13 protein-coding genes are annotated in these 16,513 nt (G+C 54.6%); 10 read left to right on the top strand and 3 right to left on the bottom strand.

What is annotated here, in order from left to right; translation table 11 throughout:
- Positions 1–57: 57 nt before the first annotated feature.
- From KP708_RS02880 to KP708_RS02865, 4 genes are all read left to right on the top strand, one after another.
- Positions 58–1,467 (top strand): coniferyl aldehyde dehydrogenase, encoded by a 1,410-nt coding sequence (locus KP708_RS02880; RefSeq protein WP_252347390.1) that lies wholly within the window; start codon positions 58–60, stop codon positions 1,465–1,467.
- Between the two features lie 494 nt (positions 1,468–1,961).
- The gene (locus KP708_RS02875; RefSeq protein WP_215750311.1) at positions 1,962–2,621 is read left to right on the top strand and encodes a TetR/AcrR family transcriptional regulator; all 660 of its coding nucleotides are present in this window, start codon (positions 1,962–1,964) and stop codon (positions 2,619–2,621) included.
- Complete coding sequence (locus tag KP708_RS02870; protein ID WP_215750310.1) at positions 2,614–2,952, top strand: DoxX family protein; 339 nt, start codon at positions 2,614–2,616, stop codon at positions 2,950–2,952. The genes KP708_RS02875 and KP708_RS02870 overlap by 8 nt, the downstream gene beginning before the upstream one ends.
- Before the next feature lie 63 nt (positions 2,953–3,015).
- Positions 3,016–3,741, top strand: a complete 726-nt coding sequence (locus KP708_RS02865; protein WP_215750309.1) for an SDR family oxidoreductase — start codon at positions 3,016–3,018, stop codon at positions 3,739–3,741.
- A gap of 160 nt (positions 3,742–3,901) precedes the next feature.
- Here KP708_RS02865 and KP708_RS02860 read toward each other — a convergent pair whose 3' ends face one another.
- Positions 3,902–5,071 (bottom strand): acyltransferase, encoded by a 1,170-nt coding sequence (locus tag KP708_RS02860; protein WP_215750308.1) that lies wholly within the window; start codon positions 5,069–5,071, stop codon positions 3,902–3,904.
- A gap of 840 nt (positions 5,072–5,911) precedes the next feature.
- On the opposite strand from KP708_RS02860, the gene KP708_RS02855 reads away from it, so the two are divergent.
- From KP708_RS02855 to KP708_RS02835, 5 genes are read left to right on the top strand one after another with little or no spacing between them, the layout of a single operon-like run.
- A complete protein-coding gene (locus KP708_RS02855) occupies positions 5,912–7,141 on the top strand; it encodes an acyl-CoA dehydrogenase family protein (RefSeq protein WP_215750307.1) in 1,230 nt (409 codons plus the stop codon).
- Entirely contained in the window at positions 7,141–8,508 is a 1,368-nt protein-coding gene (locus tag KP708_RS02850; RefSeq protein ID WP_215750306.1) for an LLM class flavin-dependent oxidoreductase, read from the top strand. The genes KP708_RS02855 and KP708_RS02850 overlap by 1 nt, the downstream gene beginning before the upstream one ends.
- A 52-nt stretch (positions 8,509–8,560) precedes the next feature.
- Positions 8,561–11,011, top strand: coding sequence for a TonB-dependent receptor (locus tag KP708_RS02845; RefSeq protein ID WP_215750305.1), 2,451 nt, complete (start codon positions 8,561–8,563; stop codon positions 11,009–11,011).
- 1 nt (position 11,012) lies between these two features.
- On the top strand, positions 11,013–12,308 hold the full coding sequence (locus KP708_RS02840) for an MFS transporter (RefSeq protein WP_215750304.1): 1,296 nt from the start codon (positions 11,013–11,015) through the stop codon (positions 12,306–12,308).
- A complete protein-coding gene (locus KP708_RS02835; RefSeq protein ID WP_215750303.1) occupies positions 12,305–13,198 on the top strand; it encodes a TauD/TfdA family dioxygenase in 894 nt (297 codons plus the stop codon). The genes KP708_RS02840 and KP708_RS02835 overlap by 4 nt, the downstream gene beginning before the upstream one ends.
- Positions 13,199–13,519: 321 nt before the next feature.
- Here KP708_RS02835 and KP708_RS02830 read toward each other — a convergent pair whose 3' ends face one another.
- Together KP708_RS02830 and KP708_RS02825 are read right to left on the bottom strand one after the other, a co-directional pair.
- Entirely contained in the window at positions 13,520–14,866 is a 1,347-nt protein-coding gene (locus KP708_RS02830; protein ID WP_215750302.1) for an FAD-binding oxidoreductase, read from the bottom strand.
- The gene (locus tag KP708_RS02825; protein WP_215750301.1) at positions 14,863–15,699 is read right to left on the bottom strand and encodes a creatininase family protein; all 837 of its coding nucleotides are present in this window, start codon (positions 15,697–15,699) and stop codon (positions 14,863–14,865) included. The genes KP708_RS02830 and KP708_RS02825 overlap by 4 nt, the downstream gene beginning before the upstream one ends.
- A gap of 221 nt (positions 15,700–15,920) precedes the next feature.
- Between KP708_RS02825 and KP708_RS02820 the strand changes: the two genes are divergently transcribed.
- Positions 15,921–16,445 carry a DUF2165 family protein gene (locus KP708_RS02820; protein WP_215750300.1) on the top strand — a complete coding sequence of 175 codons (525 nt, stop codon included), beginning with the start codon at positions 15,921–15,923 and terminating at the stop codon, positions 16,443–16,445.
- The last annotated feature ends 68 nt before the right edge of the window (positions 16,446–16,513 follow it).

Raw genomic sequence — 16,513 nt, 5'->3', positions numbered from 1 at the left:
AACGTCATGCTCAATATCTTGCCTGCATAAGTTTCTCTTGTAAACATGGAGGACGCAATGTCCGATGTTACGCCCGCCGAGCTGCGCCGCATTCTCGACCGCCAGCGTGCTGCGTTTCTGCATGCCGGACCACCTGACCTGAAACAGCGCCGGACCCATCTGCGTTGTCTGAAAGCCGAGATCCTGAAGCGGCGGACTGACATCGTGCGCGCCCTGAAAGCAGATTTCGGCCAGCGGTCCGAACGCGAAAGCGCCATTGTAGAACTGATCCCGCTAGTGCGGTCGATCAATTACATGATCGTGCATCTGGGGCATTGGATGAAGCCGGAACGCCGCCATGTATCGGCCTATTTCCAGTGCGGTAGCGCTTGGATAACCCGGCAACCGGTGGGCGTCGTAGGAATTATCGCCCCGTGGAATTATCCGGTTTCTCTGGCTCTCGTACCATTGGCAACGGCTATTGCCGCCGGCAATAGGGCCATACTCAAACCGTCGGAGTTCACGCCCGCGACATCCGCGTTGATCGAAGAGATTGTTCGGGCTGTCTTTACACCCGAACAAGTTTCTGTTGTGACTGGCGGTGGCGAGGTGGGGGCTGCGTTTTCGGCTCTACCCTTCGATCATATCCTGTTTACTGGCAGTACAGCCGTCGGCAAGAAGGTCGCTGAGGCTGCGGCGCGCAATCTGACTCCCGTCACGCTCGAACTGGGCGGTAAATCTCCCGTAGTGATCGAGCCCGGTTTTTCCATGCAACGGGTGGCAGGCCGTGTGGCGTTCGGAAAGCTGACCAATGCGGGACAGACCTGTATCGCGCCGGACTACGTGCTGGTGCATGAAGGCGATAAGGACGCTTTTGCTGCGGCCTATCAGGCCGCCGTGAAGAAGCTGCATCCGGGCGGTTATGTGGGGTCTGCCGATTATACAGCTATTCTCAACACGCATCACTACGAGCGGTTGAGCGGTCTGATCCGTGATGCTGAGGAGCATGGCGCACAGGTCATCAGGATGGGTAGCGATTCAACCGCCAGTCATGTTCTGTCGCCCGTTCTCATACTAAATGCCCAACCTGACATGGCGGTGATGCAGGAGGAAATTTTCGGACCTCTCTTGCCTGTGCTGACCTACAGGACCCGTGATGAAGCAATCGCCTTCATTAATGCACGCCCCCGGCCTTTGGCCCTGTATTATTTTGGCGACAACCGCGCTGAACGCGACAGGCTTCTGAAGCGCACCATTTCAGGCAACGTGACGATCAACGGCACATTGATGCATTATGTGCAAGACGATCTGCCCTTTGGCGGCGTGGGACACAGTGGCATCGGAGCATATCATGGAAAGGAAGGCTTCGTCGCGCTCACACATGCCCGTGGTGTGTACCGACAGGGCCGTTTCAATGCGGCAACACTGCTTCAGCCACCATTTGGCAAGCTCACGGACGTCCTTACAAATCTGATTTTGCGATGGTGACGCGTATACCGCTTATCGGAAGGGCCGGCCTTATCGGACGTCTCGTTGATACGGGGCTTGCCAAGCGGACGGAGACCGTCATCCCCTACGTAAGGGGACAGGCGGTAGAAACCTGTATTTCGGCCATCTATGATGCGGTCCAATGACCCATGCCAATCGGTCGAGTTTTGGATGCTTTAATTGTCCATGCTGTTAAGGGTAAAACGACTGCCCCTGCGGAAAACCAAACATTTTACAACCGATCAGCACGTGTTCGTTAAGCATCTTTAATACCGTATATTTCATATTTGATGTCGAGTTGATGCTGAACACGCTCCAAAAAACTTCAGGGGTCCATTCCTCCTATGGCATAACCTGACGGGTGAGCCCTGATACCTGGAAAACTCAGGTTCATAACCAGGATGGTGATGGCAAACCGTTCACGCACTAGCCTCTTGTAATTATGGTACGGTATATTACCATACCTTTCAAAAGCATGAAGGGCTTGTTTGAATATGGTGGCTAGTGATCTCCCCTTCTCTCCTGCGTCCGAAAAGGGATTGCACCCCAAGGGTGTCGAGCGCCTCAGAAGGCTTACGTACTCTGCCACCGAGCTTTTCCTTGAGCATGGTTATGAAGCCACCTCCATGGATATGCTCATCCAGAAGGTCGGCGGATCGCGACGCAATATCTATGAGCGCTTTGGTGGCAAGGAAGGGCTTTTTTCAGCCGTTATCGCGGAAGAGTGCGTGAAACTGGCTGCGCCGCTTGAAAGCCTCATATTGGAAGATCGCTGCGTCCGACAGACATTGGAAAAGTTCGGTGCAGAAATCCTGCATATCATCAAACAGCCCCGCGTACTTGAACTGCACCGCCTAATGATCGCGGAAGGAAAGCGGTTTCCCCAGCTTTCGCAGACCATATGGTCCGCCGGTCATCATAACGCAAAATCAGTCCTTGCCGCCTGGATCCGGAGGCAGCAGGAGCAGGGCAAACTTCGACCTGCATTAGATGCGTCAGGACTGGCTTACGCTTTCATCCATATGGTCACCGGGGAGGCCCAGTTGCAGTTGCTGAGTGGTGGCCCTTGCACGACCGAAGAGCAGGACAGAAGCAAGGTTTCTCTGGCCGTCTCGCTTTTTCTTTCCGCAGCTCAGGAGACAGATCATGCGTAATATTACAGCGAAACAGGTTCTAGCATATGTCCTGGTGGGCTTCTTTCTTATAGGAGCTGCCGGGAATATTATGGCGCCAAAGACCATTGCAGAAGAGTACGCGCGATGGGGCTATCCGCACTGGTTCCATTTGGTAACCGGATGCCTTGAGTTGACCTCCGCCCTTTTGATGACGCGATCGGCGAGCCGGATTGTTGGTAGCGTTCTTGGCGGTTGCATTATGGCTTCAGCGATCGCCACGGTGGTTTTCCATGGCGAATATTCTCACGCGATCGCCCCACTCGTCGTTCTCAGCCTTCTGATATTGTCTGTTTATCTCCAAAAAAAATGACGCGTTCAGGGCCGTAGTCGACACCGAGTTTTCCTCCTCTCTCAAATCTTTGGAAAGTTTATCATGACTCAAAGTCAACCAATTGCACTCGTCAGTGGAGCAACGCGTGGTATTGGTCGCGCCATTGCACAGGGGCTCGCCCATCAAGGCGTCAAGGTCTTGCTGGGTGCCCGAAACCTTCAGATAGGTCAGGAAGTCGCAACAGAAATCAGCGCACCAGATGCTCAGGCAGAAGCTGTTGAGCTCGACACGACCAATCAGGCCACCATTGACAGTCTGGCAGCGCTAATCCGTGAGAAGTATGGTCGGCTGGACATTCTGGTAAACAATGCCGGCATCTGCCTAGATTTCTATCCAGATCTGTCAGTTCGGGAAAAACTATCGAGAACATTTGAAACGAACGTTGTTGGTACGGCGGCACTCACCGACGCGATGATTCCGTTGCTTGAAAAATCTGCGCATGGGCGGGTTGTTAATGTGTCGTCCGTTCTCGCCTCATTTTCGAGCCGGGGAGAAGCAGACTGGATTTACAAGGACGTGGCCATGCCGACCTATCAGGCATCCAAGGCTGCTCTGAACTCTTTGACTCTCAGCTACGCCAAACTTCTCGCTGACCGGAATATCAAGGTGAATGCGATTTGTCCCGGCCTAACCGCGACGGATGCTACCAACCATTATGGAGATCGGAAGCCTGATCAGGCTGCTAAGATCGCGATCCAGTATGCTTTGCTGGGCGATGATGGGCCAACAGGAGCATTCATCAATGAGGATGGAGCTCTGGGCTGGTAAGTGTAGAGCAGCTACAAGCATTTGATCCGATTTTCATTTCATGTGTAAATCGGATCGTTCCTAACTCGCGACACTTGGAGTATTCGCTTTTTGAGCGCTTTAAATATCATGTGTGGTCGGAATATAGGAGACTGACATCCATCTACAATGAACAAGCCTGTCAGGTTGTAGCTGGATCAATAACCTGCGGTTTTGGACGATCACGCAACCAGCGGTCGGCAGGACGGGATAAAAGATGCTCCACGCCATAGCCCAGTATCCACGAAAGACTGATCGCAGGTACAAACCATAGCCAGCCTATGTACATATTTCCACCGCTGATGCGGAACAGGGTTATGAGTGGGAAAACCACGAACATATGGCTCAGATAAATTTCGTAGCTCATAAACCCGAAGGATCGAAGCCACTTGGTGCCACGCGTTGTATAATCAGCCATCCATCCCCACGAAAACGCAATGAGCAGAAATGCTGTCGAGATAGTCAGAGCGAGAGCCCCGATGCTGCCCAATATGTTCCAGAAGAAGGGCGCATTGATCAGATAGGATGAGAGCACAATGGCACCTGTTACTCCGATCAATGAGCGCAATGCTGTGCGCCGCTTTATCGATACGCGATGAGCGAGCAAAGCACTGCAGACGCCCATCGCGATAGCCGACATGCCCGGTAGATAGGCCTTACTCTGCCAGATTGGCGAGGCGTGTGTTAGTGCAGCCAAGCTGAGCGGCATCGAGAACGCCAGACAGAAAAACATGAATGCCCGAAATCGGCTAAAATGAGCGGTAATCAGGCAGAATAAAGGAAAGCCGATATAGAAGGCTTCTTCAATGGATAGGGACCAGAGGACATCCCATCCGCCAGGGAGATAGCCCGTTTGGCCCTCGTACCAGTTCATGTGCATTCCAAAAGCAGCCAGGATTGCTCGGGGAAGAGACTGATCGGTATGTTCAATCGTGTAGTCCGGGACCTGAGCAAGATCGAGCACTGAAAGGACCACAACGAGGGTCACCAGACAGGGTAAGATGCGTGCCGCCCGTCTCTGGTAAAAACTTTGCCAATCCAATTGGCTCAAAGTACCCCATTGCTTGAGGGTATGAGAGGTAATGAGAAAGCCGGAAATGACGAAGAAGATGGTTACAGCGCTTCGACCATTTCCACTAAATGCGTTGAGCAGCCATAACGGGAAAATAGTGGCAAGGCCGGTTTGCGTCAGAGGGATTCGTAGCGCCACATGATGGATGACGACCAGAACAACAGCAAGGCTGCGAAGGATATCTATCCCGCCATTACGTTCCGCTAAGTGCTTCATGTTTGTTGGGATCGGAAGCGGCATAGGGCCTCTGCATAATTGAATATGGCGATAATCAGTTTGCAATCGTAATTATGGTAACAGTGTGGCCTCACATACGAGAAATGCAGTAATATTGCCACACAAAATGGCGGCGGTTCCTCATACTGTGCTTTTATTAGAGCTTGCTTGCTATAGTTACTTATAAAATTGCTCTAAGACCACGTTTGTTCACTTTGGAGCCAACAAAACCCAACCGAAGAATTCCAGAACGGTTAAATTCTACGACTACGATCCCGGTTAACGTCAAATGCTCGAACGAAGGCGCTCCTTCTGTTTTTGAAAGGCCATTGGGGCAACGACCTGCTGAACTTTTCCATGCCCTGGAATTCACAGAAAATGGTTTCAGCCAGAGGCGCCTAAGGACAACATCCGCCTGTGCCTCTCGTTAAGGGTTAGATAGCGTTTGACACGATCGCTTTTCATCTTCCTGGGAGTAACTCCTACTAGTTGGCCGCTCTCAGTCGCCGGAATAAATTTCCGTATCTGACTGGGACCGGACAGGCCATCACAAGGTTTCTTAAGTCGCTTAGAAAATGCTGCCCCTTACGCCCGTCTTGAAACGGCCAACTCCAGACACCCGCAAATCTTGCTCCAAGCATAAACCAACCCTTGGATATATAACTATATAATATAGTTTATTTTATAAATAACTATCATGTTGACGAAACAAAAGAATCACTACACTAATTCTAATGTCTTACATAAACACGAAATGACCTAGTTCTATGTCTGTAATGCTGCCCTGTCCCTGTCCTCCGATGATGCCGGGTTCCTCCCAGCTCTCATTCCCCTTGTTCGGACCGCACGTCACAGGCAGATATCATGACCTTCATCTCCGCTCCGCTTCCTGATCTCTCCCTGCTCTGGGGCCAGGATGCTCGTGAAGCCAGCCATCTTCACGACCGCTTTGCTCCTGTTTTCGAGCAGATCCGCACGAAGGCACTTCGGGCGGAACTGAACCGCGAACTACCCTTCGAGCAGATCCGCCTTCTTAAAGAGAGTGGTTTCACGGCCCTCCGCGTTCCCGTTGCGCATGGTGGCCTTGGTGCCAGCCTTGAAGACCTGTTCTCGCTTGTCACCGCATTGGCCAGAGCTGATTCAAACGTCGCACAGGCGCTCCGGGCCCATTTTGGCTTTGTTGAGCATCTCCTGTTCGAACCTGCCGGGTCTTACCGGACAAAATGGCTCGACCGCCTTGGAGCCGGACAGACCGCAGGCGCAGCAGCAGCAGAAGGCCCAACGTCCAAGCGTGATCTTTTCAGTACGACCCTGTCCCAGAAAGATGGTCAGTGGGTCATCAACGGCTCCAAGTTCTTCACGACCGGCTCTCTCTATGCCGACTGGCTGACTGTTACCGGCACCACGGAAGATGGCCAGACCGTCAAAACACTGGCCGCCCGCAATGACCCCGGCCTGGAAATTGTGGATGATTGGGACGGTGTTGGGCAACGCCTGACCGCCAGCGGCACGGCACATTTTCGTGACGTCCATACCGAAGACGCCGATCTGCGTTACGGCAACACGGCCTTCCCGTATTCCCAAGCATTCTTCCAGCTCTATCATTTGGCGACTGTTGCCGGAATTGCGCGCTCCGCTGCAACGGATGTCGCGGATGCCGTACGGCGCCGTAAACGCACCTTCAGCCACGGTAATGCAGACCTCCCCGCGGAAGATCCACAGATCCTCGAAGTTGTCGGTCATGTTTTCAGTGGCGCTTATATCGCCGGTGCAGCTGTCGAACGCGCTGCCCGCGCCATTCAGGCCGTTGCAGATAGTCCTGCTTCGGAAGTCGAACTTACGGTTGCGCGTGCTGAACTCGAAGTCTGGCAGGTACAGGATCGGATTTTGCCGCTGGTTCTGGAAGCCACGACGGCTTTGTTCGACGCGCTAAGCGGTGGTGCAACCTTGCGCGTCGTCGGATTGGATCGACATTGGCGCAACGTTCGCACGCTGGGTAATCACAACCCCCGTGTCTATCGCACGCGCGTCGTTGGGGACTACGCCGTCAATGGAACCCTGCCCCCCGCTCAGTGGCGCGTGGGGGTGGCGTAATGGGACAGCACATCATCCTCAACGGCTTTACGATGGCCACGGTCTCGCACCTGAATTACGGCCTGTGGCGCCATCCCGCTGACCAGACACATCGTTATAAGGACATCGGCTACTGGACTGAGCTGGCACGCACACTCGATGACGCTGGGTTCGATGCCCTGTTTATCGCGGATGCCCTCGGCCAGATTGATGTTTACGGCGGTAGTCCAGACGCTGCCCTGAAGCACGGTATCCAGTCCCCGCTGATCGATCCGCTTCTGCTGGTGTCCGCCATGGCTGCCGCGACGACGACGCTTGGTTTTGGCATCACGCTGTCCACGACGTATGAGCACCCTTATCTGCTGGCCCGCAAGCTCACGACGCTCGATCATCTGACCAAGGGCCGTCTCGGCTGGAACATTGTGACGTCGCAGCAGGAAAGTGCGGCTCGCAATCTTGGATTAGACCATCAGATACCCCATGACGAACGCTACGACCGGGCGGACGAGTTCATGAGCGTCGTCTACAAGCTGTGGCTGAAGTCGTGGGAAGACGATGCTGTCATCCGAGGCCAAACGGCTTCGGGTGAGTGGATTTATACCGACCCGGCAAAAGTTCACCCTATACGGCATGATGGCCAGTACTACCGCGTTCCGGACGGCCATACTGCCGAGCCCAGCGCGCAACGGGTTCCCGTTCTGCTTCAGGCAGGCGCTTCAGCCCGGGGCGGCGCATTCGCGGCGCGACATGCCGAGGTTATTTTTGTCGTTGGTGCCGGCGCAGAAGGGACACGCAAAAATGTCCGGCGTATTCGTGAGGACGCTGCTCGCGAAGGTCGCGATCCAGGCAGCCTGCGCTTCATTTGCGCCGCTGCAGTCGTGGTCGGGGAGACTGAGGAAGACGCTATTCGCAAATTTGCGGAATACAAAGCCTTCTACGATGCCACCGGATCGCTCATTCATTACTCCTCAATGACGGGTGTGGACTTCTCGAAGAACCAGACAGACGAGGTCCTGACCTATCGTCCGACAGAAGCCAGCCAGTCTGTCCTTGAACAGTTTGACCCTGCCATCAGTGGTCGTTCATGGACTATTGCAGAAGCCACAAGCCCGGCAGAAGGCTTTGGCCGTGCCAAAACTTTCGTCGGTACAGGTGAAACCGTCGCGGATCAGATTGAGCAATGGCTCGAGGAATCCGAGACCGATGGCCTCAATCTGATCCAGCTTGTTAATCCGGACAGCTATAACGACTTCATCCGCCTTGTCTTGCCGGAACTGAAGCGTCGTGGCCGTATCAAGCCCAAGGACGGCAAGACCCTGCGTGAAAGGCTTTTTCCGCAGAATATGTCCGCACATCCAGCTCCCGACCATCCGGCCTGGCGCTGTTGACCCTCCCAAGACCTGAAAATTCCCGTTTCCTGTATCTTGTGAGTGTATCTCCATGCCCGCATTTTCATTTTCCAGCCGTAGCGCCAGTGGCTCCGTTTCTCTGATCGCCCTGCTGACCCTCTCGGTTAATACCTACGCTTTCGCTGATACTGCTTCTCCAGCCACCAAGGTGGGCACAAATCCGCGTCACGGCACGCCTGCACTGCCTGCTCACAAACCGACTGCATCCCGCGCCATCAGCGCCAAAGCGACCGAGAGCATTGGGGTGGAAGGCCACCGGCAGGCTAACTGGGTGTCCAATCCCGTTTCTGCTGTTACCATTCGCGAATATGCTGCTGGGACCAATCCGCTCAAGGCCCTCACCCGACTACCTGGGGTTCTGTTCAATTCCGGTGATCCGCAGGGTGTGAACACCTGGCAGAACTCATTCCTGATGCACGGCTTCGATCAGAGCCAGATCGGCATGACGCTGGATGGGATTCCGCTTGGAGACCAGCAATTCAGCAACGTTAACGGCCTGAGCCCGACCTCCGCTATTTCGTCTGAAAACATTGAGCGTATGGATGTTTCGGCGTCCACAGGTTCGGAGAGCGTGGCCAGTACGTCCAATCTGGGCGGTACGGTGCAGTTTATCTCACGCGATCCGTCTCACAAACGCGGGGCCAGTGTGAACCAGACCTTCGGGAGTAATGCGACCTACCGGACGTTTGTGCGTCTCGAAAGCGGCGATCTGAACCGCCAGGGGACGCGCTTCTATGTCTCCTATGCCCGCAACGACACCACCAAATGGCGTGGTGGGCAGGACCAGTTCATGCAGCAGGTCAACGCCAAGGTTCTGCACCCGATCGGGCAGGACAGCCGCATTACAGCCTACTTCGATTACACCGATATGCAGATGCAGAACTATCAGGACTACAGCCTGGATATGTTCAATAAGGGTGGCTACGCGATCGATAATTTCATCGGGCAACCTGGCGGCTATGAAAAGGCATATCGTCTCGCTCTGGCCCAGCGTGGACTTCCGGGAGGGCAGGTTCCTGCAGCCTATGCCAACCTCAAGAGCCCTTACACCGCGTCCTACTACGAGGGCGCCCAAATGCAGCATTCCTATGTCGGGGGTGTATCGGCCGATCTTGCTCTGACTGATCGCTTGCGCTGGCAGAGTACCGTCTATGGGCATCGCTCCTATCAGCGCGGTTCAGTCGCCAGCCCTCTGATCTCGTCTCCTAACGGAGCGCCTTTGATCGATCAGGTTACGCAGCCCGATACGAACCGCTTCGGCTTTACGACGTCCCTGTCCTATCGCATCGCGCATAACGTGCTGAATGCAGGTCTGTGGTATGAAAATACCCATTTCGACATTAGTAAGCCGCTTTACCAGCAGCCGCTGCTGCAGGACGTCCTCGACGGGACCGCAACACCCGTCAACGGGCTCGACAACCTCAAGAACCCTTTCCAGAATGGCTACCGACAGGTCTTTAATACCAACACGTTTGTCGCTTATTTCCAGGATACGTATCACGTAACCAGCACCATCGCGCTTCATGCTGGTTTCCGGTCCGTCCTGAACACGACCCGCGTCGGCGCGCTGGCCAACTGGGAAACTTACACCCGCACGACCGCTATCGCGGGCGGAAACTCCTTGACGTCCAGTAAGCCTTTCCTGCCGCATTTCAGCGGGGAATGGCGCTTCGCCCCTGGCCACCAGCTCTATTTTGACATCGCAGAAAACGTAAAGGTCTATCCTGTCTCGGGCTATAACAGCGGTTCATCCCCGTTCTCGACCACCCAGGCCGCCTATCTGGCTTCGAAAAGCACGCTGCGCCCCGAAACCGACTGGAATTTTGCGGGAGGCTATCGCTACACCGGCCGCCTCATCAGCGGCTCGCTCTATGGCTACCACACGATCTTTTCCAACCGGCTGCAGCGCATCTCCACCGGTCCGACAACCCAGCCGTACACCACCATCCAGAACGTCGGCGGTGTGACGATGACCGGTGTGGATGGTGCCGTCACACTCACACCCGTTAAGGGGCTGAGCCTGACCAACAGCATCAGCTACAACCATGCCGTCTATGACAACAACATTACTCAGACCGTCAACGGATCGCGGGTAACCTACAATATCCGCGGCCAGCAGGTCGTGGCCTATCCGCGTCTCATGTATCACGCTGATCTGTCTTACACCTGGCGCGATCTTCAGGCCCATATCGAAGCGCAGTATGTCGGCAAGCGAAACCTCAGCTATACGGGTGACACGAAGGTCCCGTCCTACTGGCTGACTAATTTTGGCGCACGTTACGACCTGAGCAAACAGTTGCACCGGTTGTCTCACACGGGCTTTCTCCAGCACCTCTCGGTAGACCTGAACGTCTATAACCTGACGAACGTAAAATACATCTCCACCATGGGGCAGAACGGTTACCCTATGGCTGGTGATTACCAGTCTGTCGTCCTCGGTGCGCCACGCCAGTATTTCGGCGCTGTTCATGCGGATTTCTGACATGCAGACGACGTTTCCCGCCGCTCCGCTTCTGCCAGCCAGCCGCCTGCCCCGGAGCTTTACCCTCCAGTATGCTGGCCTTCTGGTCTTCATGATCGGGGATGGCGTCGAGGTCGGCTATCTGTCGCCGTTTCTGGTCCAGACGGGGCAGACGGAGCACTTCGTAGCCCTTCTCTTCACAGCCTACGGACTCTTCGCTGCTTTGGCGGCTTGGTTCTCGGGCTTGCTGTGCGACATCTTTGGTAGTCGTGCCGTCATGACGGCTGGTCTGTTATTCTGGATTGTTCCGCAACTTCTCTTTCTGGGCGTTGCCATTCCGGCTCATTCTTCAGCCTTGCTACTCCTGACCTACGGGTTGCGAGGAGCAGGATATCCATTGTTTTCCTACGGGCTGCTGACCCTGCTCGTCACCACGATCCGTCAGGACCGGTTGGGTCGTGCTGTCGGTCTGTTTTGGTTCTGCTTTACCTGCGGTTTGCCCACGGTCGGTTCTATCGTGGCGCAACTCCTGCTTCCCGTTTACGGCCAGTACATTACACTCTGGATCGCCCTTCTCGGCGTGGGAGCGGGTGGCCTCCTTGCCGTCCTGCCGCTGCCCACTACGCCACGTGCAGAGAAAGGCAGCCTGAAAGACATCGGCCCTACCCTGCGCGAAACGGTTCGTCAGATCCGTCACAATCCGGGGGTCGGTCTGGCGTGCATCGTGCGGGCGGTCAATTCCAGCGCTACGCATGGCCTGATCGTTTTCATGCCGTTCTTTTTCACGGGCCGTCTGGGCTTGTCCCAGGATGTATGGATCAGCTTTCTCGAAATCATCTTTGCCAGCAACATCGTCTTTAACCTGCTGATCGGTTTTGCCAGCGACTATATTTCATGGCGGCAGACCATCATCTGGTTTGGCGGTATCGGGAGCGCCGTGAGTTGCGTTGGCCTGTATTGGGTCCCGCTGCTGTACGCCCAAAGTAGCCTGCTTATGGTCTACGCTTCCGCTGCCGTCTTTGGCATGACGCTTGCCGGATATGTGCCGCTTTCGGCTCTGACACCCTCTCTTCTGCCAGATCACAAGGGTATTGCCATGTCCCTGCTGAACCTTGGCGCAGGGAGTAGCGTCTGGATCGGGCCTTTCATTGTTTACCTTTTTGAAGGCGCTGTCGGCACGCAGGGAATTATCCTCATCTACGCCGCTCTGTTCCTGGCAAGCGCAATCCTGACCTTTTTCATTACGCCTCCGTCTCTCACGCGACCTGACCGCACTAGTAGTCAGACACTCCCCCAATCCGAAGGAGTTCCCTCATGACAAAGCTTACGATCGAAAAGGTCACATCGCGTATCGGCGCCATCGTTCACGGCATCAACGCCCGCGAGCGCTTTTCCGACGAGCACAAGGCGTTTCTCCATGAGGCCCTGTTGCGCCACAAGGTGATCTTCCTGCGCGACCAGTTTCTCGATGATGCCCAGCACGAAACGCTTAGCCGCGTCTTCGGAGATCCGATCCTTCACCCGACTATCCCCGCCGCTGACGGCACACCCTATACGTTCGAACTGAACTCCCGTAACGGTCGTTCCACGGATTCCTGGCACACAGACGTCACTTTCGTGCCGGCCTATCCCAAGGCCTCGATCCTGCGTGCCATCACGATCCCGCCCTACGGCGGCAGCACACTCTGGGCCAACACAGCCACGGCCTATGACGATCTCCCCGCGCCGCTGCAACAGCTTGCAGATACACTTTGGGCCGTTCATGGCAACGACTACGACACCAATTTCTACAAATACGACACGCGCCACGAGGAAATTGCGGACTTCCGCGCTCGTTTCATTTCACGCCTTTATGAGACAGAACATCCAGTCGTCCGCGTTCATCCTGAGACTGGCGAGCGCACGCTGATCCTGGGACATTTTTTCAAGGAGATCCGCGGCATCCCTACCCAGCATGCCAACCGGCTACTGGAGATCTTCCAATCCTATATTACGCAGATCGACAACACCGTCCGCTGGAACTGGAAACCCGGTGATGTTGCCATTTGGGACAATCGCGCCACGCAGCATTACGCTACAGCCGATTTTGACACGCATCCCCGCCTTCTGCGCCGCATCACGGTGCGCGGAGATACGCCTGTCAGCGTTACGGGTGAACAAAGTCGCTTACTCAAAGGCCCTGATGATGGTCAGAACCTCGATCACTGATTCTATCCGAAAGTTATGAATACTCGCCGCAGTAGGGGAGCACCGGCAAGCACGTTTCGAAATGCTATGGTGCTCCTCCCCGCCGCGAGCCCTATTATCCCGACGAATGGCTTTCATAGCCATGCCGTCATTAACATCCTCGTCATCGGTGAACAGCGCAACATTGCTGACCGCTTTATCGACTGCCACAATACCATGAACAGCCCGGCCTTCCGGATCCACCGAAGACCGGACGGACACTTACTTCGTTTTATCCTACGGCAACAAGATCGATCGGTCTTTCAAAAATTCACTCAATCTTGCCGCCGCCAGGATCTTTTGTCAGGCTGACCCAGCACTAAGCATCTTGCCTGGATTTAGAAGCAACATCGGATCATATCGCTTCTTTATAGCTGCGAGATCCGGTGATGCCACACGGTGCATACCGCCTTCCTCAATAGTCACGACATGGGGGTTCGCAATACTCACACCCCTTTTCTCATGTTCAGCAATGATATGATTAAGCCGCGCCTCATCTGTAAAGCGGATGACCGGCAAAGCGGCACAACTTACATGACCGCCCATCGGGAAGAACTCCAGATGCATCATTAGATCATCAGGGAACAGGGCACGGATTTCCGCGACTTTTTCCAAAGTTCCAACTGCCGGATAACCACACTGAAGATACGTGTAACCACGATCCTTTTTTAGAACCTGAAGCGTCGTGTGATTCCACGTCAACTCGTAAAGCGGGGTTGCCCCTGCCGTGTCTTCAGCTTCTCTGGTGTTAGCTTCATAGCAAAGGTGGCCGTTAGCAGCTTCAGCCAGCGCCTTGACCGTTTCAATACCCGCCGGAGCAATCATGAGAATGACCAGTGACGCCCCATCCGGCACGTGCTCGCGTACGGATGCGAAGAATGGCGGCAGGTCACCGTCAACGACAGACACCAGCTTCTTCTGAATGCCTGCCTGAAGAGCAATATCACGCGCAAAAACTGCCGCTTCTTCAAACGTGCCGAATGAGATGGCCATATCCTGCCAATCCACGGCTGGCTCAACACCAATTTCCAGCTCGGTAATCAGGCCTGTCGTACCGTAGGTGTGAAGAATGCCCCGCGCATCAGAGCCGCGAAGTTCGAGAGCTTCCGGGTTTTCACCCAGAGTGACAAAGCGGAGCCCCAAAACATTTCCGGGAGACGAAAGACCGCCCCAACGAACAGACCCTATGCCGCCGGATCCACCCGCAATAAATCCGCCGATCGTTGCCGTCCGTTTCGTGGACGGATACATGCGGACTTCCCAGCCCCGTTCATGCAAAGCACGATCCAAGTCCAGCATGTTCATGCCAGCCTGCACCCGCGCGACACCATCCTTGACCCAAAGTAGCTTATTAAGCTCTGTCATTTCAATAACAGCGCCTCCTTCCATGGGAACAGCCTGGCCGTAATTCCCGGTCCCGCCTCCACGCGGAGTAAGGAAAGTTTTTGTCTCACGGGCGGCTCGGGCAATGTGAAGCAGGTCTTCTTCATTACGTGGCATAACGATACAATCGCCGAAACAGCTATCAAGCTGTCGCTTCAAAACGGGGCTGTACCAGTAAAAATCCCGGCTTTTCCGCTTCACAAGAGCTGGAACCGTCTGAACGGGAATATCGCCAAGAAGCGACAGGAAGGTCTCAACAGAACTCATCGACCAAGATCCTCCGTAATCGGACGCAGGCGATCCAATGGGTATTCCGCAATTTCTGCGAGAAGTTCAAGAAAGCCTTCGATCCACTGATTAGCGACAGCCTCGCCTTTCTCAGCCGTAGCAATGCCAGCATTCCCTGCCGCGCCTGACGGATGGATGTCATGGGTTAGCCAGCCAAAGCCGACGCGCCCTTCTGCTTCCAGCCATTTGGCCGTCTCAGCAAGCTTTTGAGGCCATGGCTCGAAATTATCAGCGCGTTCCATCTCAACAAGATCTGGACGCAGGTGAAGCATCAGCGATGTTTCAATATCGCCACCATGAATGCCATATCGGCGCTCTTCGTCGGTAAACATGCCATCCGGTACACCGAAACGAGACCAGCCCACACAGACAACAAACATTCCATGTGTCCGGCGGAGTGTTCTGGCAACAATGTCTAAAATCTGTGGCTGTCCACCATGAGAATTCAGGAGCACCAGCCTCTTCACACCAGATCGTGCAACACTTTCACCAATTTCGATGAGGACCTGTGTGAGGGTCTGCGCGCTGAGGGTCAGTGTTCCAGGGTAAGCAACATGCTCTTCGCTTTTGCCAACAGCCTGAATAGGAAGTGCCGTGGCGGGGACGGTTGAAGGGAGCGCTTCCATTGCTTTGTCGAGCAGCATCTCGTTGATACAGGCATCCACATAGACCGGAAGATGTGGGCCATGCTGTTCCACCGCCGCCACAGGAAGAATGGCCACGGTCTCAGGGGGAAGCTGGCGAAACTGGCGGGAAATCATGTCACACCAGCGCTTTTTGGGCCAGAAAACCGTCTCGGAACTGCTTGTCATGGGCTTGTCTTCCGTTGTCTGTTTTGTGGAATGACACGCCCCGGTCAGGACGAGCCAACACATCCCCTGCTCCGATATGATATCATCCCGGAACGAAAAGATAGATGAAACAGGAAGATTGCAGCTTTTAAAGCATCTATTTTCGACCGGACCAGTGCAAAAAAGAGGGCGAAAATTTCACGGGCATTCCGCTAGCGTTTCAAAAAAACAGGAGCCCTGCCATGTCTGAATTTTCAACACAGTCAATGCCTGAGCGCTCTGTGCGCCTGACTCGCCTCTCCAAAACGGTGATGGTCGCGTCTCTGGGTGTCTTCGGTCTGCTCGTCGCACTTAATAATATTACAGATTATGGTTCGAACTACGCATTTGTCCGTCACGTCTTGTCGATGGATACCACGTTTCCCGGCAACAGCCTCAAATGGCGCGCGATCTCAAACCCGCTGCTCTGGCATATTTTTTACGTCCTGATTATTGGCGCTGAATTCACAACCGGTGCCCTTTTTTCATTGGCTGCCTGGAAGATGGCCAAGACCATTAACGGGGATTTTTCAGCCTTTAAGGCCGCTCATACCCTTGTTCCCGTCGCGACGGCTGTAGGATTTCTCATCTGGTTTTTCGGCTTCTCTGTCGTCGGAGGTGAGTGGTTCGCGATGTGGCAATCCCATAGCTGGAACGGACAGGAAGCCGCCTTCCGGTTTTTCATGACCATGCTTGGAGTATGTATTTTCACCCAGCAAAAAGAATGAGTGCATCCTTTTTGTGCGCATAAAGGGGTCAAAAAGGTATCGGTCAAGCAGCAGAATAGCTCTTCCCA

The organism is Gluconobacter sp. P5H9_a (assembly GCF_018812085.1).
In the GTDB taxonomy this organism is placed as follows: domain Bacteria; phylum Pseudomonadota; class Alphaproteobacteria; order Acetobacterales; family Acetobacteraceae; genus Gluconobacter.
The sequence above is the reverse complement of the archived record's forward strand: the minus strand, read 5'-3'. Positions and strand labels throughout refer to the sequence as shown.